Source organism: Rhodococcus sp. MEB041, from assembly GCF_030208955.1.
GTDB lineage: Bacteria > Actinomycetota > Actinomycetes > Mycobacteriales > Mycobacteriaceae > Rhodococcoides.
The window spans coordinates 1-23,595 of record NZ_JARVSZ010000012.1 but is presented as its reverse complement, the minus strand read 5'-3'; the positions used below and the strand labels follow the sequence as shown (position 1 = coordinate 23,595).

Below are 23,595 nucleotides of genomic sequence, written 5' to 3'. Positions count from 1 at the left end.
TCCTATGCAGAATCGGGAATGTCCGACCACGTCTCGCGCCGCACGATGCGGCCGATGGTGGACGGAGAGACCTCGTACGACAGCGCGATTTCCTCGCGCGTGAATTGGCCGGCCGCAGAGAGCGACCGGATCGCAACGACCTGATCGGCCGTGAGCTTCCCTCGACGCTCCTGCGGCTCGTCGGGGACCGCGTGCAGGTGTCCGTACTCGCGGGCGACCTTGGCGGCCATCTGGTCCATCGGGATCGCCTTGCCGCGGTAGTGCTTCGTCTCGTCGTCGGACACGACACCGGGGCGAGGCAACGGTTTCGGTCGACGGATGCGCTTGGCGCCGTCGGCCGAGATCATCCAGTTGTGCTCGGCGAGCTTGTCGTAGACCAGGGCGAGCAGGTGGTCGGTGTGCGACCAGATCGCCTCGGCGGGGTGCAGCTTCTTGAACAGCTCCGACGTTCTCGGCGAGTGCCGAATGATGACTGCCAGGTCGTCTAGCGAGAAGTCGATCTGACCGATGTAGCGGAGGCGGAGCCCTTGCGGGTGCGCGATGAGGTCCGCTTCGATGGCCCCTTCGTGTTCGTGGACGAACTCGAAGAGGCCGATGATTCCGGGAGCGACTGCTTCGCACCGGATTCGGTGATCCAGTAGTTCTCGATCCAGGCGATCTGGTCGTCGTCGAGCTTCGCGACGATCTTGCCGGCGGGCGTGTCGAGCAGTGCGATCACCTCGCGGATGAGCGCACCGAACTCGGACTCAACCGCGTTCGGGTCGAAGTTGCGCGCCTCGGCGAGCTTGCGTGCGGCCTTGCTCGTGGGATCGACGTAGCCGAGCTTGGGGAGCGAGAACTTCGTCAGCGACTTCTCGTCGCCGGGCTTCGTCTCGACCTCGAAGAACACGCGGTTCTCGGGCATGGCGGCGAAGTAGTTGATCGAGCGTGGCACCCGGTGGACGGGTATGTCGACGGTGTCGACGGCGGAGTCAGTCATGCAGCGACCCTTCGGATTCCGCAGCGGCCCGAAGGCCCCGCCTGGTGAAGGCGGGCCGCTGCATTGGTTACCTGCACCAGGCGGGGATCAGGGCGCTCAGGCGCCGGTCGTGATGCCGTTGTTCGCGTACTCGTAGAGCTTGTTGCCGAGCGAGTCCGCGAAGCACTCGACGGTGAGCTGACGGCTCAGCACGTTGGTGTGCACGAGCTGCGCGTCACCGACGGTCGTGATCTGACCGTCCGGCACCCACAGGCGCAGCTTCTTGGCGTCGTCGATGACGTCGATGAGCCACACCTTGTGCGGGAGCTTCTTGGCGTTCTTCACGGTCGCGATGCGGGTGCCGAGCGTGGAGGTCGCCGGGGTGACGGTCACGTTCGTGTCGCCGTTGACCGCCTTCGCGACTTCCTCGTTGAGGAACTCGAGCACGGTGAACTGCAGGGTGACGGTGTGATCCGTCTGGACGACGAGCACCGTGTCACCGCCGAAGGCCTTGATCTTCGTGGTGTCGCGACCCTCGGTGAGGGTCACGCCGTCCTCGCCGATGTAGCCGAGCGACTTGGCCGCGACGGGAACCGCGGTGGTCTCGTTGGTCGGGCCGACGGTTCCGAGTGGTCCCCAGAAGATGGGGCCGGAGACGGGCGGCAGTGCGTTGAATACGTTGGCGGCAGTCTGCGCCATGATCGGCCCCTTTCAGGCACGTATGCAGCGGCCCTGATGGGGAGGTGAAGCAGCCCCGCCTGGCTCGGCGGGGACGTGTCAGACGGCTCGGCCCGCGAGGGCGAACGAGACCGTGAACTGGTACCGAGGCAGGTCGGTACGCGGGTCGGGGAAGAAGGTGGGCTCGCCGACGGTCGTCACGTAGCGCACGAACGCATCACCGACAGCCCCCCGGGTGGCGCAGGCGATGGCATAGGCCATCTCCGCGAGGTCGGCCGCCCGGCCGCGGTCGTCGTCCCAGCACTCGAAGATCGCCGAGCGCAGTGCGGTGGTGAGGTTGGGCCGTGAGGTGGGCCCGCCCGCGGTGACCTTGACCATGCGTCCCGGTCGATCCGGTGAGGGGACGGTGTCGGAGACGTGCGCAGGATCGTTACGCGCGGCCAGGCCGTCGAACAACGCCGCGATGGCGACCGGCTCGACGGCCGGGAAGACGATCACTTCGGCAGTGGGAATCACGACGGACGCCCGGCGTCGAGGTTGTTGACGAGTGTGTTGTCGCGAGCGTTGCGCACCATCGCCTTCGGCGTCGTGGTGATCACGACGCCGCGGACGCGACTGCGGCCCTGGGTGACCTGAGCCTCGAACCCCTCACCACACGCGCTGGCGACCGCCTCCGTCATGCCGCGGATCAGCGCCTCGGTCTCGGGTGCCTTACGGATGCGCTGGAACTCGGCGATGTTCCAGACGAAGCGAGTAGCCATCACTCGCCGCCCGTCGTGTGCTTGCTCGTGGTGATGATGGTCGCGGCCGGGATGGTGATGCGCACCGCCGGGACGACGCCGGCACCCTTGCCGAGGCTGTGGAGCACGGGCTCGGCCTCGGTGAAGAACACGGGGAACTCGGCACCATCGATGCGGAGCTCGACGCCGTCCGACGTGTCGATCGAGATGCTGTCTGCGAGCGGCTTGCTCATCCGTTGACGCCTTTCAGTCGGACGACAACGCCGTGACGGTGGCGCGTGGTGGCGTTGACCCAGGGATCCGGCCGACCGTCCACGTCGTACTTCTGGCTGAGCACCTCGACCCGGTCGTACTCGTTGAGGTCGACGCTGGCGCCGCAGTAGAGCATCGGGGCGGTAATGATGGCGTTGCGGCCGGGCTCGGACGGCTCGACCTGGCCGACAGGTGCGAAGTTCCGCGCGCGGACGATGTGCGTCGGCGTCGTTGGGTAATCGCGAGTGCGTGTGTTCCGGTTGTTCAGCGGCCCCAGGGTCGGTCGGAACACCTTGACCTCGACGCCGCGCTTCACGGGCGCGCCAGTGCGTAGCGGTCGAGGATCTCCTTCTCGTGGGCGAAGAGGCCGAGGCCCCCGCCAGATCCAGAGGACAGCTGCGCAGCGGAGAACGTGAACGGGCCCGCGTTGTCGACAACGGCACCTTGCGGCGACGACGCCGCGCGTGCGGCCACCGAGTAGATGGTCGAGAGAAGGTCCTGAGCGGACGAGTGACCGTGCTCGACAGTCGCCACGATCGAGCGGTATCGATCGGTCCAGCAGCGCCGCTTGCGGAGTCGACCAGTCTGCGACCACTCGAAGTCGACGTCGGGCGTGAGGATCACGCCGTTCTCGGTCAGCGACTCGATAGCCACCAGTCGGCCAGTAGGGAGTTCGAGGAGTGTGCCGCCGGATCCATCGAGCACGAGCACCTCGCGACGGACCGGGAAGATGTGCCACTCGCAGTAGTTGCGCACGGCCTCCGTTGCCGCGCCGAGGAAGAGCTTCGTGAGCGGGTCCGTCTCCTCGAGGTCGGTTCCCTCGGCGAAGCGGGCGAGTTCAGCGAGATCACCGAGGTGATCCTCGGGCGCGGCAACGGGGCCGGTCATCTACGCGCCCTTGTCGGACGGCGCGGGTGCGGCCTTGTTGGCGGGAGCCTTCGCGACCTTCGTCGCGGCCGCCTTCGGCTCGCTCTTGAGTCCCCGGCGCTCCGCTTCCTCATCGGAGAGCTGGACGTTGTGCTCGATGCCGCCGATATCGACGGTGTACTCGCGCATGAGTTCTTCCTTCCTGTCCACGACCGGAGGACACCCGGCGGGGCCGCTGTGCACGGCCCCGCCGAGGAGTCATCAGGCAGCAGGCGTGAGCGTGACCTTCGCGAACGCGAGAGGCCGGCGAACGGCGAGCGCGGCACGCTCCTCCGCCCGAGTGGTCACCAGGTTGTTGGTGAAGTCGTCCGAGTGCGAGTTGGTCGACTCGACGCGGACACCGCCCTTCTTGTAGAAGGTGGCAGCCTGCGAGAAGTTCGCGACCAGCGCCGTGCCGGCGGCGACCGCCGGGGTGACGACGGTGCGCAGACCCCACACGGGCGGCTTCTCGAGAATGCCGCCCTGGCCGTACTGGCCGGTGAAGAAGCCACCGCCGAAGTACTGGTTGTTCGCGTCCTTCGCCAGGCGGAGTGCCTGGTAGTCGGCCGGGTTGATCACGATGCCGTCCGCGGGGAAGCCGCTGGCGGTCTCGATCGCGGTGGCCGCACGGAACAGGACGTCGGCGACCGACTCGCCCGACGCGACGTTGCCGCGCAGGACCGACTGGATTCCCGACCGGTTGAGCAGGCCGAGAAGGTTGGAGCCGGATCCGTTGCCGTTGAGGATCTGCGACTCCTCGACCATCGCCAGGTCGTAGAGCAGGCGCTGGTTGATCTCGGAGACGACGAAGTCCAGATCCTCGATCATCTCGTCGGTGAACTTGATGAAGCCGGCGATCTTCTTGAGAGCGTCGGTCACCACCGTCGGATCCACGTAGTGGATCTGCGGCTTCGCACCACCCTCGGCCACGGTGGCGAAGTTGCCCTCACGGACACCCTCGACGAAGTAGCTGATCGCGTTGCCCGAGATGGTGCCCGAGCCCAGCAGGTCGGCTACGACTGGCCGGGGGCGAAACCCCTGGATGATCGTTCGGTCGACCTCGGTGAGGACGGGACCGTAGACGCCGGCCGTGCTGGCCTGCGTGGTGGTCGCGGCCTTGAACTGGAACTCCGGCGCGGCGGCCGAAGCTCCCTTGATGCCGCGGTTCGAGCGGAGTCGCTCTCCCGCATGCTTGACGAAGTGCTCGCCGAGGGAGCTGGGGGCGTCGTCGTTGCCGCCGATGCCGTCCTTCTCCTGCTCGGGGGACAGCGTCGAGAAGCTGTCGAGCAGGTCGGCGCCCTTGCGGGCCCGTTCGATCTTCTCGTCGAGATCGGAGATCGTCGACTTGTACTCGGTGAGCTTGGCCTGCTCGTCGTCGGTCAGGTCGCGGTTCGCGGCCTTCACGCCGTCCACGATCGCGCGGGCGGCCTTGACGGCGGCATCACGCTGCTGCTTGAGATTCACAGCGAATTTCCTTCCAGTTGGATGATGTCGATTTCTGCCGCCCAGGTGTCGACGGACGGATCTCGGCTGGGCTCCTCACGCTTGGCCCGCTGGGGCTCCTCACGCTTGGCCGGACCGCTACCGCTGGCCTGCTCCTGGTCGTCTTGCTCCTCGTCATCGCTGCCGAGGGCAGCGGCGAGGACACTCTGGATATCGCGGGCAGCGCCGATGACCGTCTCCGCGGCCTCGCGCAACGCCTGCTCGTTCTTGGCCGAGAACACTCGGCCGGCCTTCGCGTTCTCCGAGATCGACGCGGCGAGAGCCTTGATGGCGACCACTGAGGTGTCCTGGTTCGCGCCGATCGGGACGAACGAGAACTCGTAGACCTTCAGCTTGCGCAGCTCGTTGGCCTTCGTTCCGTCCTCGAGCTCGACATTGCCCTCGTCGAGGGTGTCGAAGGCGAACGACAGCTGACTGAGCCGCTTGCCTTTGACGAGCCGGTAGACGTGAGCGCCCTTCGGCGAGTCCATGTCGAACACGCCCTTGACCCACCAGCCGTGCTCGTCTTCGCCCATGTCGATGGCGCCCGCGACGAAGTAATCGGGGTCGTCGAGTCGGTGGCCGTAGAGACCGGGCATCGTGTTGCCCGACGCCTTCCACTCCTCGATGGTGTCGAGGAACGCCCCGGGTGCGACCACATCGCCGTACGAGTCGGGCGTCTTGGTGAATGTGGACGGGTAGACGAGAAACTCGCCGTCGCCGAGTCCGTCGTCGGGACCTGCCTTGACCCGCAGGGGGACGTTCTTGATCTTCACGGTGCCTCCTGTGGGCGACTAGGTGAGGGTGATCTCGATCGAGCACTGGCAGCCGGCCACTTCGTCGGCGCCGCCGACCGGGTCACCCGGCCAGGTCATCCCGTTGCTGAAGACGTCATCGATCCCCACCGTCTCGCCGTCCATGTAGGCGTGCGAGCTGCGTGGGTTGCGGGAGTTGACGATCCAGGTCTTCTGCGACTGAGACGGCGCGAGTTGCTTGCCCGCCTCGGCCGCGCCGAACGCCGAGAATGTCGTGACGAGCGCGGTTGCGGACTGCAGCGCGCGCGACGTCTTCGCCTTCTCGAACACGGAGGACGGAGTGTGGCTCTCGTCGTTGGATGCGAGTGCCTCCGCGATCTGGTCGCGCGTGGTGGCGTTGATCGCCGAAGCGCGCGAGGCGGCCACTGCGCGAAGGAACTCGACGGTGGAATCCGGGTCGTACTCGTCAGGATCGAAGCCGAGCTTCTCGGCCTGCGCGGGTCCGACCTCGCCCGCCGTGAGCACGCCGATCTTGAGGAGGTCGTCGGAGAGCTCGCTGTTCCAGCGCTCCTCGTCCCACCACTCCTCGTTGGCCTTTGCGCCGAGGATTCCGACCACCTTCGCCTCCTGGCGACGGAAGAACGACACCAGAACCTCGGCCGCCTTCTCCTCGAAGGTCTCGGGTGCGCGCTCCTTGCGGCGAATGGAGCGCTGCTTCGGTGGTGCGGAGTCGCGCGGTGACGCCTGGCCGCCGACGAGGACGTTGAGCGGGGTGACGAGGCCGCCACCATCCTCGAGCGCGGCGAGATTGTCCTGCGCGCGAACCTCGTTGACGGTGAGCCACGGGCGGCCCACCGCGGTGGATCGAGCGGCAGCCTGCTCCTCGAACGAGCCCTGCAGCTTCTCTGCGACGTTGAACTCGACGTAGGCCTCGGTGGCTGCCGTCACGCGCGGGACGAGGAACGTGTTGATGCGGTCCTCGAGCTGCGCCATGGTGGGCCCGAGCGTGTCGCCGAGCAGCGCGCGCCGGAACTCCTTGACGTTCGAGTAGTTCGCGTTGTCGAGCAGACCGATCATGGTCGGGTTGACGTGGTACACCTGCGCGACGGTTGAGAGCGCGAGCTTGTTGCCCTCGACGTACTCGTCCTCCTTGGCCGAGAAGCCGACCCGAGTCAGGCTCATGCCATCCTCGAGGATCGGCACGCCGCCCGCCGCGGGAGCGTTGTCACCCGCGTACTTCGCTGCCCAGGCCTCGGAGAAGCGGTCCTTCTGCTCGCGCGTCCACTTCGGAGCCTCCGCGGGCCGGGTCATGACGGCGCCGACGCGACCGCCCTTCTTCCAGACCTGTTCGCGGTACTCCTGGGCGTGCATTTGCTCGGACAGGATCGACTTGAGGGCGTCGACCGGCGACGAGCCCTTGCGGGGGTCCGTCGGATTCCAGCCGTGGAACGCCAGCATGTTCTCGGCCGGGACGTTCTGTGCCGGCTTCCCCGAGTTGGGGATGGCGACCTTGTAGCCATCGACCGCGAACGCGCTCTGGCCGAACGTGCCCTGCACCCATGTCGGCGGGATCGGGTGAATGACCCAGCCGGACGGAGAGTCCTCGGATTCGCTGATGTACCAATACGCGACGTCGAAGAGGGCGAGATCGGCGACGAGCCCGAAGATCAGCTCGTATCCCGTCGTCTGCGCATTCGGCTGCTTCAGCAGCAAGGGCATCGGGTCATCGCGGAGTCGGATCCGGTCGCCGTCCTCGGTCCGCGCGAACGTGTGTAGTCCGAGCTGGGCGATGTTGCGCGCCACGAACGTCACGACCGTGCGAAGGTGCGGTTGCTCGCGCCACAGCTGCTCGGGAGACTTCCCCAGGACGTTGAGGTCGAAGATCGAGAGTGGGGGCTGAGAGGCGTACGTGACGGTCTCCGTCTCGCTCGCATTGCCGAAGCCGAACCAGGACGCTAGTCCCACGGTTGCACCTCCTTCACAGCACTGTGAGCTCCCAGTCGGGGTCCGCGTACGCAGACTCGGGCTCGGGCTCAGGTATCTGGTCGAGCGCCCAGTCGGCGCCGTTCGCGGCGACCAGCGGGGCGGCATCCATCGAGGACTTGCGGCGGTCGATCATCCACGCGTCACCGGCCTGCTTGATCGCCGCCGAGGTGGCAGCGACGTCGAGTACCGGCTGCGCGGTGTGGAAGAGCAGCGGTGCGAACGACGACGTCTCGTCGTCACCGACGGCGCGGTGCGACACCTTGTCGTAGAACGCACCCGACGCCCGGCCGAGCTCGGTGCCTTCCCACTTCACGATCGGGAAGAGCGGGCTGCCGTCGTCGTCCGTCTCGGCCATGAGCGCTTCGAGGAGCGACGACACCGGAGCGCCCGTCGCCTGCAGTGTCAGCACGTCGAAGACGTCGGCGCGCTCGCGCAGCCACGGGATGACCCAGTCGGTTCCGGCGCGCATGGCGACGATCTCGACGTGCCGCAGTCCGTCCGGCCGCTGACCACAGAACGCGACGTACGCCATCGAGCGGTCCCACGAGACGTCGACACACGCTGCGATCGGTGAGCCCTCGGCGATCGAGGAGGTGTTGTCGGTGCCGGCGGCCCACGCGTTCGGCGGGTAGGGCCCGCCGTCGATGGTCGAGAGCCAGCGGCACAGCACCTCGACCTCGAAGACATGCCTCGGGTCGGTGCGCATGGCCGCCGAGATGGCGCGTTCGGTGATGACGTCCTCGACGATGTCCGTGTGGTTCATCGAGGGGTTGGCCTGAGCCCATCCGTCTCGATCTCCACGCGGCTTCCCTGGTTCCATCGACCACTCGAAGATGCCGAGCGAATCGGCCTCGTCATCACCGAACACGTTCTCGTCGTCCTCGTCGTCGCCGACCTCGAGCGCAGTGGCGTCAGCGTCTCCGTCAGGCCAGCCGAGCGCCTGGTGAGCGAGGGCGCGCAGGTAGCGCAGCACGATCGCCATGGCGTCGCCAGCGTTCGAGAAGCACCAGACCTGCGACTTGGGACGGGCCAGCGTGGACTTCGTCGCGGCCGCCCACGACTCCCAGTTGTGATGCTCGCGCAGCTCGTCGAGCAGGACCAGGTCGCCGGACTTGCCACGGGCACCGCGGCGGTTCGACGCGACCGGCTCGTAGCGTTCCTTCGACACGAGCACGAGCGCCTTGTGGTTCATGCGCTGCACGACGTCGTCGATCTCGACCAGCAGCTCGGGGACGGACTCGGCCATCTCGACCGCTTCGCGCCACGCCTCCTCGGCCTTGCCGAGGTTCTGCGCGCTGGCGATGACCATCTTCGCGCCGCGCACGTAGAGGTTCCACAGAGCGAGGATCTTCATCACCAGCGTCTTGCCGTTCTGGCGAGCGACGAGCACGAGCACGGTGCGGAAGCGGTAGAGCCCGTTCTCGAGCAGTTCGAGCGCGTGGATCAGGAGCCACTTCTGCCAGGGCATCAGGCGCAGGCCGAGCATGTTCTCGGCGAACCGGATGCAGGCGAACCCGTGTGACGTCTGGGGCGTCAGCGGCCGGAGTGGCTGCGTGTAGATCCGCGGTGTCTCGCAACCGAGCCGGATCGTCTGGTGGTTCGCGAGCGACGAGCGCCTCATGCCGGATCGACGGCCACAGCGCGCGGGGTGCCATGAACGGTGACGCTGCCGCGCGTCGGTAGGTTGCCCGTCGCGTCTGGGCAGCGCGAAGGACCATCAATGACGCAACCACAGGCGTAAGTCGGAGCCGGGCTAGTTTCCCGATTGCGCCTCCGGAATAGTCCACCGAGTAGCGAGTGCACTGTTCAGCAGCTCCTTGTCACTGGACTACTTCACTGCCCGGAGATCGGCGCGCATCTCGTCGAGCTTGCTGACCTTCTTCACGCCGTACTTCGCGATGGTCGTCAGGAGGGCTTCGAGCTTCCCCACCGCGGCGGCGTGCTGCGGCAGGGCGGACGGTGTGTCGAGCACGCGGGCCAGCGTCAGCGCCATGGCCGCGAGCGCCGGCCGCGTGTCTGCACCGACGTACGTTTCCAGCTCCGCCTTCACGGCCGCCGTCACGGACTCCTTGTACGGGATCTTCGACTCGGTCTCGGTGGTCTTGAGCTTCGCGCCACCCTTGGCGGTGGTTGGCTGCGGTGCTGGCGTGACGCCTGCCGCCGCCTTGGCTGCTCGGCGCTCGCGGGCATAGGTCCGGTTGGCGTCCTTGCACATCTCGCAGCGGCATCCCTGCAGGTAGCGCGTCCGATTGTGTACGTCGGCCACGAGTTACACCTCCTGTGACATGTCACGCGGGGCCCTGGGAGGGAGAGGGAAGCCTGCCGGGGAAGGTCTCCGGCGGTGGGGGCTGCAGCGGTGGCGACGCCCCTACCCCTCTGACCTGCGGTTATGCGGTGGAGTCAGCGTCGGCCAGGGCTGCAAGGCTCTGACCTGCGGGTATGGCGTCGAGGCTGGCGGCCAGGTCGAGCACCGCGGCCTCGGCCAGGTCCAGGGCTCGATCGGGTGCGGCGACGAGGAGGTCGGTGACGAGGTCAGCGACGAGCAGCGCGGTGACGTAGGTGGCGGTCAGCACGGCGTCGCGGACCTCGTAGGGCCACGTCGCGGGTGTCGTGGGGTCGAAGAGTGCCATGGTCACCACTCCCTCGTGCGGATGCCCAGGCCGGGCTTGTAGTTCCGGTTGCCTCGGCGCTTGTTGCAGCTGGCGTGAGCGGCTCGACAGTTGGCCGGGTCGTTCTCGAGGTGCGGATGGGTGGAGCGCGGCAGCACGTGCTCGACGGTGAACGCTTCGAGGTCGTCGTGCGGGAGCGAGTAGTCGATCGGCTGGCCGCAGATGAAGCACGCTGCGCGCTGGGATCTCAGCTCGGATGCGATGCGGTCGAGGTGGACGTTACGGCTCGGCACGGTCGTCCTCGTGACAGACCTTCTCCGTTGGCATCAGAGTGTTGCAGCAGGTCACAGGCCTTGTCCAGTCAGGTTCGATTGACGGCGTGTCTCGACCAGATCGAGCACGTCACCGAGGCGATAGACAGGCGGATCGTTGCGGTGGATCCAGGTGCTCGTAATGCGTCCCCGGTGTTTCCATCCTCGCGGTGTCAGCTCTCGACGATGGGCCCAGGACCGCAGGGTGTTGCTCGGCAGTCGGTGACCCAGCTCGGTGAGCAGCGATGCCAGTTCCGTTGCGGTGTAGTTCATGTCGTGCATCCGCGCTTGGATCTGACGGTTCAGTTCTCGCACGTCGTAGTGTGCGCCGCACTTACCGCACCGTGCGAAGTCATCCCCTCGTTCGACGTACAGGTCTGCGCCGCAGGTGGTCTCGGTTCCGCCTGTCCATGCGGTGTAGTCGCAGGTGCCCTTGTAGCTCAGCTCGGGCAGTCGGTCGATGGCGATTCGTGCCATGGCGATGACGTCGGTGACCTCGTCGAACAGGGCCGCTGCGTCGGGGTAGGCGGTGAGCAGGCGCGGGTTGTGTGCGAGCCACACTGCGGCTTCCTCGACGTCGAGCACGGCCTCGGTGGTGAGCAGTGTGGGATCGGTGCGTGGTGGCAGCTCGGGATCGATGCGTCCGCCTCGCAGGTTGACCGCGAGCTGGTGCAGGCCGGCGCTTCCCAGGATCTCCTCGAGGTCGATCTTCGCGTGGTCTGCGATGAGCCTGGCCGTGAGCCCGAGCTGTGTGACCAGTGCGTCGAGTGGGCGTGTGACGGGCTGGACCTCGCCGTTGGGCTGCCCTGCGGGGGCGCTCTTGTCGATGCGTTCACGGATCGGGAGCATGGTCTCGCTGCTGCGGCCACCGCCGTTGGTGTTGCGGCTGACTCGGTCGAGTCGTCCTCGGGTGACGGTCATGTCGGCGATGAGGCCGGGCACTCCGAGCAGGTCGTTTCGCAGTGAGCCGATGCAGGTGGCGCAGATCGGTGAATCGTCGGGGGTGGGTCGGTCGCAGTTGTGGCAGGGGGTGGTCATGCGTTCCTCCACTCGACGAGTCCGCACTCGTCGCACTTCCACCGGAGCGGCATGCGGCCCAGCTCGGCGATAGGGCCTTCGTCGCCGGACCACGAGAGGTGTTCACACTCGGCCTGCGCCGTGAGTGTCTCGATCCGGTCGGCCCGCTTGAGACGCGAATGGTGGGCCGGAAAGTTCTCGACGGGTGTCCGTTCGCTGGTGCGGTAGTCGGTCCGGACGCAGGGCTCGCCGACCTTGGCGCCGCAGTGCTGGCAGGCGACTGTCTGGGCCTTGGCGCGATCGATGAGCTGATCCATCGTGAGATTTCGCATCGGCATCAGGCCACCACCGAGTCAGAATCGGGGTTCGTCTCGCACGCGTTTCTTAGGTGAGACGAGATGCTTTTTCCGGTGTTGGAAGTCTTACGTAAGTCCGTCCGTCCGTCCGTGCCATTTAGGCATCGGGCACTTTTGCATTGCTCAAGCATCATGCTTGTTGCATTGCTTCGGGCATCTGCTTGTTGCATCACTCCGCACCCCATCTCGCTTCGGCCCCTTTACGTCCGCGCTCGCTCAGCTTCTTGCGTCGGGCCTCGTTCTCCTCACTGCTGAACTGGTACTCCTTCCATCCGTTGATGTCCCATCCGCTCTCTGCTGCGATCCACAGGCCCGCCTCGACGAGCTTCTTGGCGTCCGTCGTGGTGCCACCGATGACGCGTAATGCGGTGGCAGGAATGAAGCCGTCGAGGCCGTGTTTTCCGCTGTACGTCATGCCTGCGAGGTGCACAACGATGGCCCGATGGTTCTTGGATTCGGACAGTTCGAGGAACTTCGGGTGGTCAAAAGTGCTCGTATCGAGCCTGATCCATGGCAATCCCACTACCGCTCTCCTCTCAACATTCGCGCTTCTGCGGAGTCGTGCGGGTAGCCGAAGGCCCGTTCTGCGCGAGTGGGCCAGCACGAGATCACCACTCCGACGACGCCCAGAACGAGCACCGTGACGGCGATCCAGCCGAAGACGTTCACGATGCGACCGCCGATGCGTGGTGCCTGCATTGCGGGTCGCGCGTGACGCAGCCGCACGGGTGAGCGGTGAGCGGGATGCTCCCGTCCGGCGCCAGCAGGTTCGGCTCGCACGTCGTGCTGTGCTCGGCCCAGCCACGCTCTTCGTCGGCCTGGGCGTGCCCACGGTGGCCGCGCTCCTGATCGCCGCAGCGCAGCATCGAGACGGTCTCGTGGCAGGCGTAACAGTGGATGGCGATCGGGGTGCGCCGGCCGTCGCAGGGTTCGTCGGTCACGACTGCCCCCATTCCACACCGCAGTGTCGGCACTCGCGCATGACGGCCGCCCCGCTCTCGTCTCTGGGCGGCATTGGAGGTGCGCCGAGGCCGGGCCGGTACACGCGGATGGTGTGGCCTGCGAACGCCTGGATCACGTGCTCCTCGTTGCCCGCTTCGAGCCACAGGGCACGCTTGCGCTCCCAGGTGGCGTACTGGGTCGCGTAGTGCCCGTGGTCCCACGACGAGGGAACGATGGGCGTCCGGATCCAGTGGTAGGCCCACAGCTCGCAAGCGGGGCACTCGCAGAACGCGGTGAACGCCTCGACGCCGAGGTTGCGCTCGGGCTTGGGCGACGGGAATTGCGCTGTGCGGGCAGCGAGACGTGCGGGCTGCCCGTCCCACCACTGAAGGTTCGCGGCCCGATCCTGAGCGGTCACAGAGCCGAACTTGGTCGGGGTGATCGTCATGTCGGCTCTCCTGCGTCCAGAATCTCGACGACCGAATGGGCGTCCACGACGGCGGCGGGTAGGCCACCCTGGGTGAAAGCCTCGCGCGCCACGTAGCGGCGCAGGCGGAAGACCGTGGCTTCCAGTTCGCGGACACGCTCGACGAGCGCGGGAACGTCGGTGTCGAGCAGGTTGCTCATGCCCCTGATGCGGTCCATTTCGTCTTTCTCGCGGAACCACTCGGCGACGTTGCGGGCGCGCTGCTCGATGCGGCTCAGATCGATGCCGGTCATGACGCACCGCCAACGGCGCGAGCCTGCAGGAGTAGTTCGCCGGCCATCTCGACACAGGCGGCCGAATCGAGCAGCGGCCCATCGGAGTCGCGCCGGTACGACGTGTGCAAGACCTCGGGCAATTCGACGACAGCCATCCCCGGCAGCCCCACGATCACCTCGGCCTGATGCTTCGAAATGCCGCCGCTTGTCACGGACACCGCAGCGCCGCAGTCACACTGCCAACCACTTCCCCAGTTCCAGGCGTTGTTGTGCTCGCGCAGCGCCTCAGCGATGCGCTTAGCCGCGGTCATCGCCGCGCCCCGATCATCAGCTGCGCGAGCCGCTTCGTGTAGGTGACGTCCGTGCCCGGGCAGATCTCCGATCCATACACGGTGTGCCGGCCACGCAGCGTGTAGTTCGCCAGCTGGTCGAGCGCACCGTTCCAGCTGCGCCAGTTCGCTGGATTCCACCACTGCTGCATGCGGCCCTCGCGGATCTTGCGGCCGAGGTCGTCGAGCCAGGGGCCCGTCGAGCCGGGGCGGGTGCTCATCAGCGCAGTCATGTCGGCGATCGACCTGAGCGGCGAGCCGATGGGCAGACGTGAGATCGGATCGCGCGGGGCGGCCATCGACCAAACCGGGAACAAGGCGGTGGACACCGGGCGTGCGCCGATGATGCCCGTGGTGCCGTCGTCGCCGAAGTGCGCGAGCTGCCCCTGCGCACGGCCGGGATCAGCGAGCAGCCCGGCACCTGCGCAGTCGATCTCGTCGAACAGGCCCGAGGTGATGCCGTTGGCGAGTCGAGCTGCGATATCGCCACCCTGCGAGTAGCCGAGCACCATGACCGGGTTCCAGCGCGACTCTTCGCGAGCGATATCGGCAGCGCGGGCCACTCCCTCGCGGACGCTCGCGCTGTAGTCGAGCCCGTTGCCGTACGTGCCCGGGTACGGCACCCAGCGCATGCGCCAGGTGGACGGGAGGTGCTTGGTGACCTCGTGGAGCATGCCGCGCACGGGTGTCATGGCGGTGTCGTCCGGGCGGGTCTCGAACGTGCCGCCGATGCAGACGACTGAGACGGGGATAGTCATGCGCCGTTCCCTTCTCGTATGACCGTGATGGGCACCTGGTGGCGGGCGATGTGCTCGGAGGTGACGGGGTTGGAGCGCCCGTCCTCGCGCCACACGTCGAAGCCCATCCCTGATGCGCGCTTGACGTAGACGAGGTCTTCGTCCTGCTCGTCGCAGGTGATGATCGAGCCGACAGGCAGGGCGTCCAGAGCGGCCGTGACGGACTCGAGGCCGATTTCGATGACACGGGCCGGGGGCCGCGCGCCCGCGTTCACGAATGCCTGCGCGTAGTGGCCGAGCAAGTTGCCGTTCCGGGGGTAGTCGAACCGGGCCGCGCCCAGAATGTCGAGGAAGCGGCTGTACGCCTGCGCTTCGGTGTCGGTGCTCATGCAGTCCTCCACTCGATCGATAGGACCCAGCGCCACGCGGTGACCTCGAGCCCGATTGCGGGCGGGTGCGGCTCTTCGTGAAGGAACAACCACGGATCGGGCGAAAGAATGGACTCGGACTGCGGCAGATTGCGATACAGCGAGACGCCGATATCGCGGGAGTCTTCGAGCTTCTCCGACTCGAGCACCAGGCGGCCGACCGTCAGAACCTTGTCGCTCATCGGATCACCCCGGCCTGAGCGAGCGCCTTGACCTCGTCGGGCGGCAGGATCTTGAACACCAGGCGCGTCTTGTCGGCGCTCTGGTCGTGCTCGGCGTCGAACACGCGGAAGTACTCGCCGAGCAGGTTCGGTCCCATGAGCTGACCGATAGCCTCGACTCGGTCGCCGGGATATGTTGCGGCGAAGCCTGTCTCTCTCATGCTGAAACCTCCTGTGAGATAGGGAGATCCGCAGGCCACGCCACAGCATCGAGTGCGAGCGTGTGGCGGGGGCGGATCGGGAAAGGGAGTGCGAGGCCGAGCTTCTGGAAGCCGATCGACGCGAGGATCAGAGCGTCGGCCTGGTCGTGATTGCGGATCGCGGCGTCGGGCCACATCGAGCGGACGGCGGCCAACACCTCGTCCTTCTTGGCGTTGCCGCTGCCCGTCGCGAACTTTGCGCGCGTCGTCGGCGAGACGACGGCGATCGGTGCGCGACGGGACAGCGACGACATGAGTCCCCAGAACAGGCCCGCCCGGTCGAAGTACGAAGGCATCAGCTTGCCGTGGTAGTACGGGCCCTCGATGACAATGAGGTCCGGGTTGCCGATGCGCTTGCCGATCGAGAACGCCTGCAGCTCGATTCGGTCGCGACGGTCCTCGTAGGTGTCTGTTCGCAGACCGGCCGCGCCGACCGTGCCCAGGCGAGGTAACTCACCGGGACGCAGTGCGGCGAGGCCGGCCGACGTCAACGAGGGATCGATGCCCGCCACGTAGGTCACAGTGGGCGCACCACAGGGATGATGTCCGTCAACACCGAGAAGCGCTCGCCGCAGATGTTGCAGGTCAGCACGCCCTCCGCACGGTCGCGCTCGAAGACGCGCTTCGCAACCTCCAGGCAATCGGCGCACATCAGCATCCGTCGCCAAGGGAGCTCGTAACTGATGCTGTAGCAGTGACCGTGGATATCCACGAGTGCAGACGCGCCACGAGTGCAGCGCTTCTTCGTGTTCCACAGCTTGATCTCGCAATGAGGTTCGAAGTCGAGCGCTGCGATCTCGTCCTCGATGCGCACGGGCTCGGTCATCACGACGCAGCCTTGTGTCGCAACACCGTCCGCTCGTCCACGCCGACGCACCGTGAGATATCGCGCGGGGCCCGACCATCGGCGAGCATGCGACCGATCGCCGCGTTGCGGGACTTGATGGCCTGGTTGACGCGCACCTTCGGCCACGTCAGTCCCGAGATCTCCTCGAGCTTGCGGCGGGCCGCATCGCGGTACGGACCCGCCTGGGGAATGTTGGTTCCCGCCCAGACGCCGGACTGCTCGGCGTTCTCCACCGCACGTGTCGCGCAGGCAACGAAGGCCGACATGGGGCAGTCCTGGCAAATGGCTTCCACTCTCGCGATGTACTCGCGAGGGCTGCCCTTGCCCGGGAAGAACGTCGTCGGGTCGGCGCCGATGCACGGGGCGCCCTGGAAGTCACCCACGACTCAGTCCTCGGCGTTGGAGAACATCGAGGCACGCTGGTCCGCGTCCTCGTCGTTCTGCTCGGGCTCGGTCGACTCCGGGCCAGCGTGGACGTGGTCGGCATGATCGCCGTCGTCGCTCGGGGACTCGGCCTCGCGCTCGGTGTCCGACTCGCCGAAGAGGGCGGGCTGCTCGTCGACGATCGGCACGTTGCCACGCTCGTAGATCGACAGGTGTTCCATCTGCACGATGAGGCGATCCTCGCCGTCGACCCGATCCGTCTCGTGCTTCTTGCAGCGCGCCTTGACGATGTAGGTCCGCTCCTCGCCGATGGCCGGCGGGTTGTCGAGGGCGTACTCGCTCATGCCTCCGACGATCTTGACCTTCGCGGCCTCGAACAGGGGCTCGGGTGTCGCCAGTGCGGTGCCCTTGGGTGCTTCACGATCGGTGACGAGTGCCATGGTCATGCCTTCCATGCGGGTTCGGGGATTGCGCGGGAGAGTGCTTCGAATACGAGGACGCCGACGGCGAATGCGCCTGCGACGGTGAGGGCGACAGCGGCGAGGGTGGCGATCACTTCGTGATCCCCAGCTCGTCGAGGAGGCAGTCGAGCAGGAACTCGAGGCGGCCTCCGGTGAGCACGGTGGGCGAGGAGTTCCACCACTCGCCCATGCGCAGGACCAGCTCGTCGCGCCGCTCGGGGCTCACGCGAGGAGCGGACGGGACGAGGGATGCCAGCGCCGAGCCGATCTTCTCCAGCGAGTCGGCGATGGCAACCGATGCGTGCGCCTGGGCCAGCGCCAGGTCGTAGGACCCGCCGCGGTCTGCGGCCTTCGATGCGGCGTCGAGGTGGTCGGTCATGACGCGGCCGCCTCGTCCGTGGGCAGCTCGCCCTGCTCGGGCTCGGACTTCGCTGCCTCCGTGGCGACTGCTGCGAGGCGCTCCTTCCAGAGTCCCTGCAGGTGGCCGCGGTGCTCGCCGAGGTCGAACGACTTGAGCTGAGCGGCGATCTCGTTCAACGCCGCACGGTCGGCAGCCTCGGCGATCTGCTGTGCGATCTCGTTGGCCTGCTCGGGCGTGATGAGCGGAGGCGCGTCAGGCATCGGTTCGACGATGAACGGTGCGCGTCGGCCGCGGGTGACAGTGAGAGCGAGCGTCATTCGCTTCTCGATGTGCGACATGTGCGAGATGCGAATGCCGCCGACGTTCTGCCCACCGAACACGATCTGCGGGTCGCGGTAGATCGTCAGGCGCCGACCGTTGTAGACGCCGCTGTCGGCGCCCCAGCCGTTGATGAGCACGCGGATCATCGACTTGCCCGGTCGGTACGGCCGCCCCGGTCCGAACTCGGCCGTGACGATCTCCACGGGCTGCTCGCTACTGCCCTTGCGGACCTCGGTGATGGTCACGACGCGCGGGCCGGACATGAGGTCGTCGGCGTTGATCTGGTCCGACTTCGGCGCTGCTGCCTCTGAAATGTCCATGTCAGAAGCTCATCTCGGTGATCTCGCGCTCGGTCGTGGGGAAGCCCTCGACCGACTCGCGATACAGGCGGATCATCTCGGCCGCGTTGCGCTCGAACGCAACGACTGCCGCGGTGATGGCGTCGAACCAGCGCTGGTCGGGCTTCACGCGGTGGACCCACATCGGCATGCCGCCGCAGTAGGACAGGTAGTCGATCCACTCGCGGCCCGAGACCAGGAGGCCGCACTGCAGCTGCGCCATGTTCTCGATCGGCGGGTGACCGGACAGGATCGTCTCGAGGTGAATCTTCGGCCGGCGCGACTTCGCCTCGATCAGTCCGTCGTCGCCGACCAGGCCGTCCGGTGAGTAGCCGAGCTTCATGCCGTCGAACTCGCGGACCATGAAGCCCGTCTCGACGACCGGGGCGTAGTGCTTCGAGTACTTGTCGCGAGCGCGGGGCTCGTCCTCGATACCGCGCATCATGTCGTCGTTCATGAAGGTCGGGTCGGTCCAGCCCGTGATCCGCTCTGCGACAAGCTGAGCGGTGAGGCCGCGGGACTCCTGGTTGCTCGCCACCTGCAGCGTCTTGGCGGTGACCAGCTTGCCGACCATGGACGCCGTGACGATGCCGCGACGCTGGGCGTGCCACTCGTCGGAGCCCTGCAGAATGTCCGGGTGGACGATGAGCCGAGGCTCGGTCGTGGTGCTCATTCGTAACCTCTCACGCAGTCGCGGCACGAGCTGGTGCCGTTGGTCGGATTGCCGCAGCCGCAGTGGGTCTGCGGTGTCAGCGGTTCGGGCTGTCGGACGAGGTGCAGGTGCCGCTCGGGCTTGGGCTGCTCCCCGGGGCACGCGACGGTGCCGGTGTCGTGATGGATCCAGTAGCCGAACTTCGACCACTCGAGGACGAGCGAGCAGTCGGGGCAGGTGTCCGCGACGTCGAAGTTGGGGTGGCAGTCGGCATGGACCACGTCGCCGACGTTCGTGTAAGCCACGGGGTCACCGACGTGAATCTCGCTGGCGCACTGGGCGCACCGCGGGAGGATGGCGGCGGCCGCGGTCATCGCTTCGCCTCCGCTGATACTGTCTGCGCCTGGTGATACACGCGTACGTGCACACGCCCGGCCGGCAGAACAGCTGCGCGGACTGCGAGCAAGCCAAACGCCTGCACGAACTTGACGCCCTCGGAGACCAGGAACGCCTGTGAGGCCAGCGCGTCGTCGATCTCCTGCGCATCCACGCCGTGTGCGTGCGGAAAGACTCGCAACTCCTGCAGGCTCGTCGAGAGAAGTTCGGCGAGAGCTGGATTGGCATCGACCAGATCTGCGAGGACGCGAAGGTCGGACGAGACGTCGGAAGCCGCGCTCATCAGATGACACCCGCCCGGATGGCCCACACGAATGCGAGCGACAGAGCCGCGGCGCACGCGGAGAGGGTGAGGCCGACGATCAGGCCGAGCAGGGGTTCACCCTCGCGCTCGTCCTCCGCCTCGTAGACGTCGGTGTCGGCCTCGGTCGGCCACTCGGCGCGCCGGGCCTGCAGCTGGTCGAGCGCCGTGACGGCGATCGTGCCGTCGGCGAGGACGACGAGCTGGCGTCGGGGCGGGGTCTTCTCGAGAGGGTGGAACTCGTCGACGGCGACACCGCCGACGGTGAGGGTGGAGTCGGTTACTCTGTGCATGTCAGGCTCTCCTGTGGAGTCGAGAGCGGGTCGCACTGTGCCGGTGCGGCCCGCTTTGTGTTGTCAGGCCTTGCGAGCAGTGCGACGAGCCGCACGGGCTCGCTTGTTGCGAGCGCGGCGATCTGCGACGACGCCGGGCGGGACGGTGCCGCCGTAGACGTGGGGCTGCCTCTGTAGGCCCGAGAGGATCGCCAGCTCGTACGAGCTGGGGTCCCGGTAGGCGGCCCGCGTGGGTGCAGTCATTCGTGTCCTCCTCGGTGTGCGGAATTGCGCGATGGGTCGATCAGCCCGCTGGGAGCGGGAGTCAGGGAGCGGACCGCAGGCGACGGACAGGGCGGGCAGCCATGGGCATGCCGTCCGAGATCCACTCGTCGATGCGGTCGCGGTGGACGATCCAGGTGCCCTTCGGGGCGTGCGTCTGGGTCGCGGTGAGCCCGCCTCCGCGGCAGGCGTCGTAGATCTTCGAGCGGCCGACCCGGCTGTAGGCCGCGGCCTCGGGGACCGTGAGCCAAGGGCTCGTGAAGGACACGGCCGCGGTCATGCCGGAACCGCCTCGGAGTCCGAAGCCCGGCGCGGTTCGTACTGCGTCGTGATCGATCCCTCGGGCAGCCCGTAGGCGCCTTCGAGTGCGCGGAGCAGCTCGACACTGGCGCCGCGGTGGCCGTTCTCGACGGCGCTGATGGCGCCGACGGTGTAGCGCTTCCCGGTGGCCTCTTCCATCCGCGAGATCAGTTCGTCGATCTTGATGCCGGCGACGAAGCGGATGAACTTCAGCGAGACGTGCGGCGGGGTTTTTGCTGCCCGCTGGCGGTCGTACCGCTGCTTTGCTGACGGCTTGGAAGGCATAGGCCAAACCTACGGCAAACTTGGCACTGACTCAAGCAAAAACGGTGGCAAACTTGCTCTACCTGCGAAACGACAAGCGTGTAAGTGAAGTCCCTGCGCAAACGACATGCGTGTCGTTTGCCAAACTGGGGTTTTGTTTGCCGAAGTTTTCGAGGACAGTGGTCGACATGGAGCGGAACTTGGCCAGACTGGGCCAAACGGTGAAGAAGCGGCGCGAGAGCCTGGGGCTCACGCAGGCCGAAGTCGCGGACCGCGGCGGCCCGTCGGACACGACACTGGGCGGCCTCGAGAGCGGCACGGCATCGGCGGTGTCGCTGGCCACTCTGCGCAAGCTCGACCGCGCGCTCGAGTGGAGTGAGGGGAGCGCGAAGACGGTCCTCGACGGCGGTGACGCGGTGGAGGGATCGGCGGTGCCGAGGCCTCTCGTGCGCAGCGGTCAGGCGGTCGAGACGGACGCCCTCATGAAGCTGTCGTTCGCGACCGATGCGCTCCTGCTCGCCGTCAGCAAGTTCTACGAGCGTCCGGCTGAGCAGATGAACGAGGACGCGCTGGGCGAGATCATCGACCGGGTGACGGACGCGGCGGACCAGACGATCACCGCGGCCCGGCTCGTTGTCGAGACTGGCGTCGGTGGTCCCGATCAGCTGCAACTCCTCAAGTCGAACTACCTCTCGCGGGTGCGGAACGCCGCGGCGCACGCCGGCCGCAGGATCACGCAGTCCGATTTCGAGCTGGCGCAGCGAGCGGGGGAGACGGAGTACGAGATCCGCCAGCGCACGGAACCGCAGCCCGAGGACGAGAACCAGGACACAGGCGGCATCGAGCCAGCATGACGCGGAATGACAGCGATGTAAGTCCTGTTCAGGGCAGTTTCGTGTCGGATGCAGACCGTACGGTCCCTCGCATGTCCAGATGGCACCCATGGCGTCACGCCCGTGAGCACCACCCTCGGACGCCGATCGCGTTCGTCGATGGCGGCCGCGGATGCGCCGGTCGGATCACGCTCAATGGGATCGAGATCAACCGGACGTCCACCCAGCGCGAGCGCCGCTGCACCCTCACTCACGAGCTGGTTCACCTCGAGCGAGGCCCGGTGCCGCGGGACGCGCGCGCTGTCGAGCGCGAGGAGAAGGCGGTCCATGCCATCGCGGCGTGCCGCCTCATCGAGATCGACCACCTGATCGACGTCCTGGTCTGGAACCGTCATCGGGTTGACGACGAGACGGCCGACGAGCTGTGGGTGGATCTCCCTACTCTCGTGACCCGCGTGCAGAACCTCACAGTGGCCGAGCGCCGCTACATCGATGCCGAGCTGGAGAGGCGAGAGCCATGACCGACGACCAGGCGCGCGTGCTCGCGTTCGAGCGACAGCGCTTCACTCACGCCGGGAACAAGGAAGCGGCGATCAGGGACGAGCTGGGCATCAGCCCGACGCGCTACTACCAGCTGCTCGCGCAGCTCCTCGATGACCGCGAGGCTCTGGCGGTGGATCCGTTGCTTGTGAACCGCCTGCGTCGCCTGCGGACGTCGAGGGTCGCTGCGCGCAACGCGAGGCGGGCTGGCTGATGGCGTCCATCACTTCGTACGCGACGGCGGCCGGGCGCCGGTACCGAGTGCGCTACCGCAAGCCTGATGGCCGACAGACCGACAAGCGCGGCTTCCCGACGAAGAAGGCGGCCGAGGCGTTCGCCGCGACAGTCGAGGTGTCGAAGCTGACGGGCACGTACGTCGACCCGACCGACTCGCGCACCACCGTGAGCGAGCTGGGACCGCTATGGCTCGAACGGCAGCGCGGGCACCTTAAGCCGTCGTCCTGGTCGCCGCTCGAAGTGGCATGGCGGCTGCGCGTCGAGCCACGGTGGGGCAGCAAGCAGATCGGGCAGATACGAACGAGCGACGTGCAGTCCTGGGTTTCGGACATGAGCGAGGGTGACCCTGTCCGAGGGGTCAAGCCTGCGGGCGCGTCCGTCGTGATCCGCACCTTCGGAGTCCTGGCGGCCGTGCTCGACGACGCCGCTCGGGATCGGCTGATCAACGTGTCCCCGGCGCGCGGGGTGAAGCTGCCGCGCAAGACGCGCTCGCCGAAGACGTACCTGACGCACCAGCAGGTGTGGGCCCTTGCCGAGGCGGCGGGGGAGTACCGGGCGATCGTGCTGGTGCTCGCGTACTCCGGGATGCGCTGGGGCGAGATGCGAGCGCTGCAGGGTTGCGACGTCGACCTCGTGTCTCGGCGGATCCAGATCCGGCGCAACGTCGTGAACGTGGACGGCCGCGACGTCGAGGGCACGCCGAAGAGCTGGAAGCCGCGCAGCGTCGTGGTGCCGGCCAAGGTCGCGATGGAGCTGCGGCGTCACAACCCGCGGTGTGCTCCGACGGCACTGTTCTTCCCGGGTGCCGACGGCGGATTCCTCGAGCGCACGCACAAGGGCTCGGGATGGTTCGACCGGGCGGTGGCCGAGTCGGGCATCCCGCGGATCACGCCGAAGGGCCTGCGGAGCACGGCGGCGTCGCTGGCGGTGTCGGCCGGCGCGAACGTGAAGGCGCTGCAGAAGATGTTCGGGCATGCCTCGGCGGCCATGACGCTCGACGTGTACGCGGACCTGTTCGACGACGACCTGCAGGCAGTGGCCTCGCGGCTCGAGATCGCGATGGATTCTGCGGGTGTGGGCACCATGTGGGCAGATGACGCGGCGACGGCCTGACGCAGACAGCAGAAAGGCCCCCGACCTGCGCACTGTGTGCGAGATCGAGGGCCTTCCCTGGCGGAGGATAGGGGATTTGAACCC

45 protein-coding genes are annotated in these 23,595 nt (G+C 67.1%); 4 read left to right on the top strand and 41 right to left on the bottom strand.

What is annotated here, in order from left to right; genetic code table 11:
* Positions 1-2: 2 nt before the first annotated feature.
* From QRN16_RS21635 to QRN16_RS21435, 41 genes are all read right to left on the bottom strand, one after another.
* Positions 3-347: a hypothetical protein gene (locus QRN16_RS21635; RefSeq protein ID WP_502944037.1), complete on the bottom strand. Its 345-nt coding sequence runs from the start codon at positions 345-347 to the stop codon at positions 3-5.
* Positions 348-484: 137 nt separating this feature from the next.
* Complete coding sequence (locus QRN16_RS21630) at positions 485-979, bottom strand: hypothetical protein (RefSeq protein ID WP_285189947.1); 495 nt, start codon at positions 977-979, stop codon at positions 485-487.
* A gap of 96 nt (positions 980-1,075) precedes the next feature.
* Complete coding sequence (locus tag QRN16_RS21625) at positions 1,076-1,657, bottom strand: phage tail tube protein (protein WP_285189946.1); 582 nt, start codon at positions 1,655-1,657, stop codon at positions 1,076-1,078.
* Between the two features lie 78 nt (positions 1,658-1,735).
* On the bottom strand, positions 1,736-2,152 hold the full coding sequence (locus QRN16_RS21620) for a hypothetical protein (protein ID WP_285189943.1): 417 nt from the start codon (positions 2,150-2,152) through the stop codon (positions 1,736-1,738).
* The gene (locus QRN16_RS21615) at positions 2,149-2,397 is read right to left on the bottom strand and encodes a hypothetical protein (protein ID WP_285189942.1); all 249 of its coding nucleotides are present in this window, start codon (positions 2,395-2,397) and stop codon (positions 2,149-2,151) included. Before QRN16_RS21615 ends, QRN16_RS21620 begins: the two co-directional genes overlap by 4 nt.
* Complete coding sequence (locus tag QRN16_RS21610; RefSeq protein WP_285189941.1) at positions 2,397-2,609, bottom strand: hypothetical protein; 213 nt, start codon at positions 2,607-2,609, stop codon at positions 2,397-2,399. Before QRN16_RS21610 ends, QRN16_RS21615 begins: the two co-directional genes overlap by 1 nt.
* The gene (locus QRN16_RS21605) at positions 2,606-2,944 is read right to left on the bottom strand and encodes a hypothetical protein (RefSeq protein ID WP_285189940.1); all 339 of its coding nucleotides are present in this window, start codon (positions 2,942-2,944) and stop codon (positions 2,606-2,608) included. Before QRN16_RS21605 ends, QRN16_RS21610 begins: the two co-directional genes overlap by 4 nt.
* On the bottom strand, positions 2,941-3,516 hold the full coding sequence (locus QRN16_RS21600) for a hypothetical protein (protein WP_285189939.1): 576 nt from the start codon (positions 3,514-3,516) through the stop codon (positions 2,941-2,943). The genes QRN16_RS21605 and QRN16_RS21600 overlap by 4 nt, the downstream gene beginning before the upstream one ends.
* On the bottom strand, positions 3,517-3,684 hold the full coding sequence (locus tag QRN16_RS21595) for a hypothetical protein (RefSeq protein ID WP_285189938.1): 168 nt from the start codon (positions 3,682-3,684) through the stop codon (positions 3,517-3,519).
* Positions 3,685-3,756: 72 nt separating this feature from the next.
* A complete protein-coding gene (locus tag QRN16_RS21590; protein WP_285189937.1) occupies positions 3,757-4,998 on the bottom strand; it encodes a phage major capsid protein in 1,242 nt (413 codons plus the stop codon).
* Positions 4,995-5,792, bottom strand: a complete 798-nt coding sequence (locus QRN16_RS21585) for an HK97 family phage prohead protease (RefSeq protein WP_285189936.1) — start codon at positions 5,790-5,792, stop codon at positions 4,995-4,997. The genes QRN16_RS21590 and QRN16_RS21585 overlap by 4 nt, the downstream gene beginning before the upstream one ends.
* 18 nt (positions 5,793-5,810) lie before the next feature.
* Positions 5,811-7,736 carry a phage portal protein gene (locus QRN16_RS21580; RefSeq protein ID WP_285189935.1) on the bottom strand — a complete coding sequence of 642 codons (1,926 nt, stop codon included), beginning with the start codon at positions 7,734-7,736 and terminating at the stop codon, positions 5,811-5,813.
* Between the two features lie 13 nt (positions 7,737-7,749).
* On the bottom strand, positions 7,750-9,378 hold the full coding sequence (locus QRN16_RS21575; protein ID WP_285189934.1) for a terminase large subunit domain-containing protein: 1,629 nt from the start codon (positions 9,376-9,378) through the stop codon (positions 7,750-7,752).
* A 207-nt stretch (positions 9,379-9,585) separates the two neighbouring features.
* Positions 9,586-10,023: a hypothetical protein gene (locus QRN16_RS21570; RefSeq protein ID WP_285189933.1), complete on the bottom strand. Its 438-nt coding sequence runs from the start codon at positions 10,021-10,023 to the stop codon at positions 9,586-9,588.
* A 121-nt stretch (positions 10,024-10,144) separates the two neighbouring features.
* Complete coding sequence (locus QRN16_RS21565) at positions 10,145-10,387, bottom strand: hypothetical protein (RefSeq protein ID WP_285189932.1); 243 nt, start codon at positions 10,385-10,387, stop codon at positions 10,145-10,147.
* A gap of 2 nt (positions 10,388-10,389) precedes the next feature.
* The gene (locus QRN16_RS21560) at positions 10,390-10,659 is read right to left on the bottom strand and encodes an HNH endonuclease (RefSeq protein ID WP_285189931.1); all 270 of its coding nucleotides are present in this window, start codon (positions 10,657-10,659) and stop codon (positions 10,390-10,392) included.
* A gap of 51 nt (positions 10,660-10,710) precedes the next feature.
* The gene (locus QRN16_RS21555; protein ID WP_285189930.1) at positions 10,711-11,715 is read right to left on the bottom strand and encodes a hypothetical protein; all 1,005 of its coding nucleotides are present in this window, start codon (positions 11,713-11,715) and stop codon (positions 10,711-10,713) included.
* Entirely contained in the window at positions 11,712-12,026 is a 315-nt protein-coding gene (locus QRN16_RS21550) for a zinc finger domain-containing protein (protein WP_285189929.1), read from the bottom strand. Before QRN16_RS21550 ends, QRN16_RS21555 begins: the two co-directional genes overlap by 4 nt.
* A gap of 193 nt (positions 12,027-12,219) precedes the next feature.
* Positions 12,220-12,465, bottom strand: coding sequence for a hypothetical protein (locus tag QRN16_RS21545; RefSeq protein WP_285189928.1), 246 nt, complete (start codon positions 12,463-12,465; stop codon positions 12,220-12,222).
* Between the two features lie 107 nt (positions 12,466-12,572).
* The gene (locus tag QRN16_RS21540; RefSeq protein WP_285189925.1) at positions 12,573-12,719 is read right to left on the bottom strand and encodes a hypothetical protein; all 147 of its coding nucleotides are present in this window, start codon (positions 12,717-12,719) and stop codon (positions 12,573-12,575) included.
* Entirely contained in the window at positions 12,716-12,991 is a 276-nt protein-coding gene (locus QRN16_RS21535) for a hypothetical protein (RefSeq protein ID WP_285189923.1), read from the bottom strand. Before QRN16_RS21535 ends, QRN16_RS21540 begins: the two co-directional genes overlap by 4 nt.
* Complete coding sequence (locus QRN16_RS21530; RefSeq protein ID WP_285189921.1) at positions 12,988-13,440, bottom strand: hypothetical protein; 453 nt, start codon at positions 13,438-13,440, stop codon at positions 12,988-12,990. The genes QRN16_RS21535 and QRN16_RS21530 overlap by 4 nt, the downstream gene beginning before the upstream one ends.
* On the bottom strand, positions 13,437-13,712 hold the full coding sequence (locus QRN16_RS21525) for a hypothetical protein (RefSeq protein WP_285189919.1): 276 nt from the start codon (positions 13,710-13,712) through the stop codon (positions 13,437-13,439). The genes QRN16_RS21530 and QRN16_RS21525 overlap by 4 nt, the downstream gene beginning before the upstream one ends.
* Positions 13,709-14,005: a hypothetical protein gene (locus QRN16_RS21520; RefSeq protein WP_285189918.1), complete on the bottom strand. Its 297-nt coding sequence runs from the start codon at positions 14,003-14,005 to the stop codon at positions 13,709-13,711. Before QRN16_RS21520 ends, QRN16_RS21525 begins: the two co-directional genes overlap by 4 nt.
* Positions 14,002-14,781: an alpha/beta hydrolase family protein gene (locus QRN16_RS21515; protein ID WP_285189917.1), complete on the bottom strand. Its 780-nt coding sequence runs from the start codon at positions 14,779-14,781 to the stop codon at positions 14,002-14,004. Before QRN16_RS21515 ends, QRN16_RS21520 begins: the two co-directional genes overlap by 4 nt.
* On the bottom strand, positions 14,778-15,149 hold the full coding sequence (locus QRN16_RS21510) for a hypothetical protein (RefSeq protein ID WP_285189915.1): 372 nt from the start codon (positions 15,147-15,149) through the stop codon (positions 14,778-14,780). Before QRN16_RS21510 ends, QRN16_RS21515 begins: the two co-directional genes overlap by 4 nt.
* Positions 15,146-15,370 carry a hypothetical protein gene (locus QRN16_RS21505; RefSeq protein WP_285189913.1) on the bottom strand — a complete coding sequence of 75 codons (225 nt, stop codon included), beginning with the start codon at positions 15,368-15,370 and terminating at the stop codon, positions 15,146-15,148. Before QRN16_RS21505 ends, QRN16_RS21510 begins: the two co-directional genes overlap by 4 nt.
* Entirely contained in the window at positions 15,367-15,570 is a 204-nt protein-coding gene (locus QRN16_RS21500) for a hypothetical protein (protein WP_285189911.1), read from the bottom strand. The genes QRN16_RS21505 and QRN16_RS21500 overlap by 4 nt, the downstream gene beginning before the upstream one ends.
* Positions 15,567-16,121, bottom strand: coding sequence for a RuvC family protein (locus tag QRN16_RS21495; protein WP_285189909.1), 555 nt, complete (start codon positions 16,119-16,121; stop codon positions 15,567-15,569). The genes QRN16_RS21500 and QRN16_RS21495 overlap by 4 nt, the downstream gene beginning before the upstream one ends.
* A 5-nt stretch (positions 16,122-16,126) precedes the next feature.
* On the bottom strand, positions 16,127-16,435 hold the full coding sequence (locus QRN16_RS21490) for a hypothetical protein (RefSeq protein ID WP_285189906.1): 309 nt from the start codon (positions 16,433-16,435) through the stop codon (positions 16,127-16,129).
* Positions 16,435-16,839 carry a WhiB family transcriptional regulator gene (locus QRN16_RS21485; RefSeq protein ID WP_285189902.1) on the bottom strand — a complete coding sequence of 135 codons (405 nt, stop codon included), beginning with the start codon at positions 16,837-16,839 and terminating at the stop codon, positions 16,435-16,437. Before QRN16_RS21485 ends, QRN16_RS21490 begins: the two co-directional genes overlap by 1 nt.
* 3 nt (positions 16,840-16,842) lie before the next feature.
* Positions 16,843-17,286 (bottom strand): hypothetical protein, encoded by a 444-nt coding sequence (locus QRN16_RS21480; protein ID WP_285189899.1) that lies wholly within the window; start codon positions 17,284-17,286, stop codon positions 16,843-16,845.
* A gap of 106 nt (positions 17,287-17,392) precedes the next feature.
* Positions 17,393-17,680, bottom strand: coding sequence for a hypothetical protein (locus QRN16_RS21475; RefSeq protein ID WP_285189897.1), 288 nt, complete (start codon positions 17,678-17,680; stop codon positions 17,393-17,395).
* Complete coding sequence (locus tag QRN16_RS21470) at positions 17,677-18,303, bottom strand: hypothetical protein (protein ID WP_285189896.1); 627 nt, start codon at positions 18,301-18,303, stop codon at positions 17,677-17,679. The genes QRN16_RS21475 and QRN16_RS21470 overlap by 4 nt, the downstream gene beginning before the upstream one ends.
* A 1-nt stretch (position 18,304) precedes the next feature.
* Complete coding sequence (locus QRN16_RS21465; RefSeq protein WP_285189894.1) at positions 18,305-18,994, bottom strand: lambda exonuclease family protein; 690 nt, start codon at positions 18,992-18,994, stop codon at positions 18,305-18,307.
* Positions 18,991-19,347, bottom strand: coding sequence for a hypothetical protein (locus QRN16_RS21460; protein ID WP_285189891.1), 357 nt, complete (start codon positions 19,345-19,347; stop codon positions 18,991-18,993). Before QRN16_RS21460 ends, QRN16_RS21465 begins: the two co-directional genes overlap by 4 nt.
* The gene (locus tag QRN16_RS21455; RefSeq protein WP_285189889.1) at positions 19,344-19,652 is read right to left on the bottom strand and encodes a hypothetical protein; all 309 of its coding nucleotides are present in this window, start codon (positions 19,650-19,652) and stop codon (positions 19,344-19,346) included. The genes QRN16_RS21460 and QRN16_RS21455 overlap by 4 nt, the downstream gene beginning before the upstream one ends.
* On the bottom strand, positions 19,652-19,963 hold the full coding sequence (locus tag QRN16_RS21450; RefSeq protein WP_285189887.1) for a hypothetical protein: 312 nt from the start codon (positions 19,961-19,963) through the stop codon (positions 19,652-19,654). The genes QRN16_RS21455 and QRN16_RS21450 overlap by 1 nt, the downstream gene beginning before the upstream one ends.
* A 63-nt stretch (positions 19,964-20,026) precedes the next feature.
* Entirely contained in the window at positions 20,027-20,206 is a 180-nt protein-coding gene (locus QRN16_RS21445; protein ID WP_285189886.1) for a hypothetical protein, read from the bottom strand.
* Between the two features lie 61 nt (positions 20,207-20,267).
* On the bottom strand, positions 20,268-20,504 hold the full coding sequence (locus QRN16_RS21440; protein WP_285189883.1) for a helix-turn-helix domain-containing protein: 237 nt from the start codon (positions 20,502-20,504) through the stop codon (positions 20,268-20,270).
* Positions 20,501-20,809 (bottom strand): helix-turn-helix domain-containing protein, encoded by a 309-nt coding sequence (locus QRN16_RS21435; protein WP_285189881.1) that lies wholly within the window; start codon positions 20,807-20,809, stop codon positions 20,501-20,503. Before QRN16_RS21435 ends, QRN16_RS21440 begins: the two co-directional genes overlap by 4 nt.
* Positions 20,810-20,976: 167 nt before the next feature.
* On the opposite strand from QRN16_RS21435, the gene QRN16_RS21430 reads away from it, so the two are divergent.
* The 4 genes from QRN16_RS21430 (at position 20,977) to QRN16_RS21415 (ending at position 23,511) form a co-directional block, all read left to right on the top strand.
* Complete coding sequence (locus tag QRN16_RS21430; protein WP_285189879.1) at positions 20,977-21,642, top strand: helix-turn-helix domain-containing protein; 666 nt, start codon at positions 20,977-20,979, stop codon at positions 21,640-21,642.
* A 71-nt stretch (positions 21,643-21,713) separates the two neighbouring features.
* Positions 21,714-22,142 carry a M78 family metallopeptidase domain-containing protein gene (locus QRN16_RS21425; protein ID WP_285189878.1) on the top strand — a complete coding sequence of 143 codons (429 nt, stop codon included), beginning with the start codon at positions 21,714-21,716 and terminating at the stop codon, positions 22,140-22,142.
* Positions 22,139-22,375 carry a DUF3263 domain-containing protein gene (locus tag QRN16_RS21420; RefSeq protein WP_502944036.1) on the top strand — a complete coding sequence of 79 codons (237 nt, stop codon included), beginning with the start codon at positions 22,139-22,141 and terminating at the stop codon, positions 22,373-22,375. The genes QRN16_RS21425 and QRN16_RS21420 overlap by 4 nt, the downstream gene beginning before the upstream one ends.
* Positions 22,375-23,511, top strand: a complete 1,137-nt coding sequence (locus tag QRN16_RS21415) for a tyrosine-type recombinase/integrase (RefSeq protein ID WP_285189876.1) — start codon at positions 22,375-22,377, stop codon at positions 23,509-23,511. Before QRN16_RS21420 ends, QRN16_RS21415 begins: the two co-directional genes overlap by 1 nt.
* Positions 23,512-23,595: the final 84 nt, after the last annotated feature.

Excerpts from the sequence above, each read along its gene's own strand:
- QRN16_RS21635 (WP_502944037.1), bottom strand. The coding sequence starts at position 347 with ATGATCTCGGCCGACGGCGCCAAGCGCATCCGTCGACCGAAACCGTTG.
- QRN16_RS21630 (WP_285189947.1), bottom strand. The coding sequence starts at position 979 with ATGACTGACTCCGCCGTCGACACCGTCGACATACCCGTCCACCGGGTG.
- QRN16_RS21625 (WP_285189946.1), bottom strand. The coding sequence starts at position 1,657 with ATGGCGCAGACTGCCGCCAACGTATTCAACGCACTGCCGCCCGTCTCC.
- QRN16_RS21615 (WP_285189942.1), bottom strand. The coding sequence starts at position 2,397 with ATGGCTACTCGCTTCGTCTGGAACATCGCCGAGTTCCAGCGCATCCGT.
- QRN16_RS21610 (WP_285189941.1), bottom strand. The coding sequence starts at position 2,609 with ATGAGCAAGCCGCTCGCAGACAGCATCTCGATCGACACGTCGGACGGC.
- QRN16_RS21600 (WP_285189939.1), bottom strand. The coding sequence starts at position 3,516 with ATGACCGGCCCCGTTGCCGCGCCCGAGGATCACCTCGGTGATCTCGCT.
- QRN16_RS21595 (WP_285189938.1), bottom strand. The coding sequence starts at position 3,684 with ATGCGCGAGTACACCGTCGATATCGGCGGCATCGAGCACAACGTCCAG.
- QRN16_RS21575 (WP_285189934.1), bottom strand. The coding sequence starts at position 9,378 with ATGAGGCGCTCGTCGCTCGCGAACCACCAGACGATCCGGCTCGGTTGC.
- QRN16_RS21565 (WP_285189932.1), bottom strand. The coding sequence starts at position 10,387 with ATGGCACTCTTCGACCCCACGACACCCGCGACGTGGCCCTACGAGGTC.
- QRN16_RS21555 (WP_285189930.1), bottom strand. The coding sequence starts at position 11,715 with ATGACCACCCCCTGCCACAACTGCGACCGACCCACCCCCGACGATTCA.
- QRN16_RS21550 (WP_285189929.1), bottom strand. The coding sequence starts at position 12,026 with ATGCGAAATCTCACGATGGATCAGCTCATCGATCGCGCCAAGGCCCAG.
- QRN16_RS21545 (WP_285189928.1), bottom strand. The coding sequence starts at position 12,465 with ATGACGTACAGCGGAAAACACGGCCTCGACGGCTTCATTCCTGCCACC.
- QRN16_RS21530 (WP_285189921.1), bottom strand. The coding sequence starts at position 13,440 with ATGACGATCACCCCGACCAAGTTCGGCTCTGTGACCGCTCAGGATCGG.
- QRN16_RS21525 (WP_285189919.1), bottom strand. The coding sequence starts at position 13,712 with ATGACCGGCATCGATCTGAGCCGCATCGAGCAGCGCGCCCGCAACGTC.
- QRN16_RS21520 (WP_285189918.1), bottom strand. The coding sequence starts at position 14,005 with ATGACCGCGGCTAAGCGCATCGCTGAGGCGCTGCGCGAGCACAACAAC.
- QRN16_RS21515 (WP_285189917.1), bottom strand. The coding sequence starts at position 14,781 with ATGACTATCCCCGTCTCAGTCGTCTGCATCGGCGGCACGTTCGAGACC.
- QRN16_RS21510 (WP_285189915.1), bottom strand. The coding sequence starts at position 15,149 with ATGAGCACCGACACCGAAGCGCAGGCGTACAGCCGCTTCCTCGACATT.
- QRN16_RS21505 (WP_285189913.1), bottom strand. The coding sequence starts at position 15,370 with ATGAGCGACAAGGTTCTGACGGTCGGCCGCCTGGTGCTCGAGTCGGAG.
- QRN16_RS21500 (WP_285189911.1), bottom strand. The coding sequence starts at position 15,570 with ATGAGAGAGACAGGCTTCGCCGCAACATATCCCGGCGACCGAGTCGAG.
- QRN16_RS21490 (WP_285189906.1), bottom strand. The coding sequence starts at position 16,435 with ATGACCGAGCCCGTGCGCATCGAGGACGAGATCGCAGCGCTCGACTTC.
- QRN16_RS21480 (WP_285189899.1), bottom strand. The coding sequence starts at position 17,286 with ATGACCATGGCACTCGTCACCGATCGTGAAGCACCCAAGGGCACCGCA.
- QRN16_RS21475 (WP_285189897.1), bottom strand. The coding sequence starts at position 17,680 with ATGACCGACCACCTCGACGCCGCATCGAAGGCCGCAGACCGCGGCGGG.
- QRN16_RS21470 (WP_285189896.1), bottom strand. The coding sequence starts at position 18,303 with ATGGACATTTCAGAGGCAGCAGCGCCGAAGTCGGACCAGATCAACGCC.
- QRN16_RS21465 (WP_285189894.1), bottom strand. The coding sequence starts at position 18,994 with ATGAGCACCACGACCGAGCCTCGGCTCATCGTCCACCCGGACATTCTG.
- QRN16_RS21460 (WP_285189891.1), bottom strand. The coding sequence starts at position 19,347 with ATGACCGCGGCCGCCGCCATCCTCCCGCGGTGCGCCCAGTGCGCCAGC.
- QRN16_RS21455 (WP_285189889.1), bottom strand. The coding sequence starts at position 19,652 with ATGAGCGCGGCTTCCGACGTCTCGTCCGACCTTCGCGTCCTCGCAGAT.
- QRN16_RS21450 (WP_285189887.1), bottom strand. The coding sequence starts at position 19,963 with ATGCACAGAGTAACCGACTCCACCCTCACCGTCGGCGGTGTCGCCGTC.
- QRN16_RS21445 (WP_285189886.1), bottom strand. The coding sequence starts at position 20,206 with ATGACTGCACCCACGCGGGCCGCCTACCGGGACCCCAGCTCGTACGAG.
- QRN16_RS21440 (WP_285189883.1), bottom strand. The coding sequence starts at position 20,504 with ATGACCGCGGCCGTGTCCTTCACGAGCCCTTGGCTCACGGTCCCCGAG.
- QRN16_RS21435 (WP_285189881.1), bottom strand. The coding sequence starts at position 20,809 with ATGCCTTCCAAGCCGTCAGCAAAGCAGCGGTACGACCGCCAGCGGGCA.
- QRN16_RS21430 (WP_285189879.1), top strand. The coding sequence starts at position 20,977 with ATGGAGCGGAACTTGGCCAGACTGGGCCAAACGGTGAAGAAGCGGCGC.
- QRN16_RS21425 (WP_285189878.1), top strand. The coding sequence starts at position 21,714 with ATGTCCAGATGGCACCCATGGCGTCACGCCCGTGAGCACCACCCTCGG.
- QRN16_RS21420 (WP_502944036.1), top strand. The coding sequence starts at position 22,139 with ATGACCGACGACCAGGCGCGCGTGCTCGCGTTCGAGCGACAGCGCTTC.
- QRN16_RS21415 (WP_285189876.1), top strand. The coding sequence starts at position 22,375 with ATGGCGTCCATCACTTCGTACGCGACGGCGGCCGGGCGCCGGTACCGA.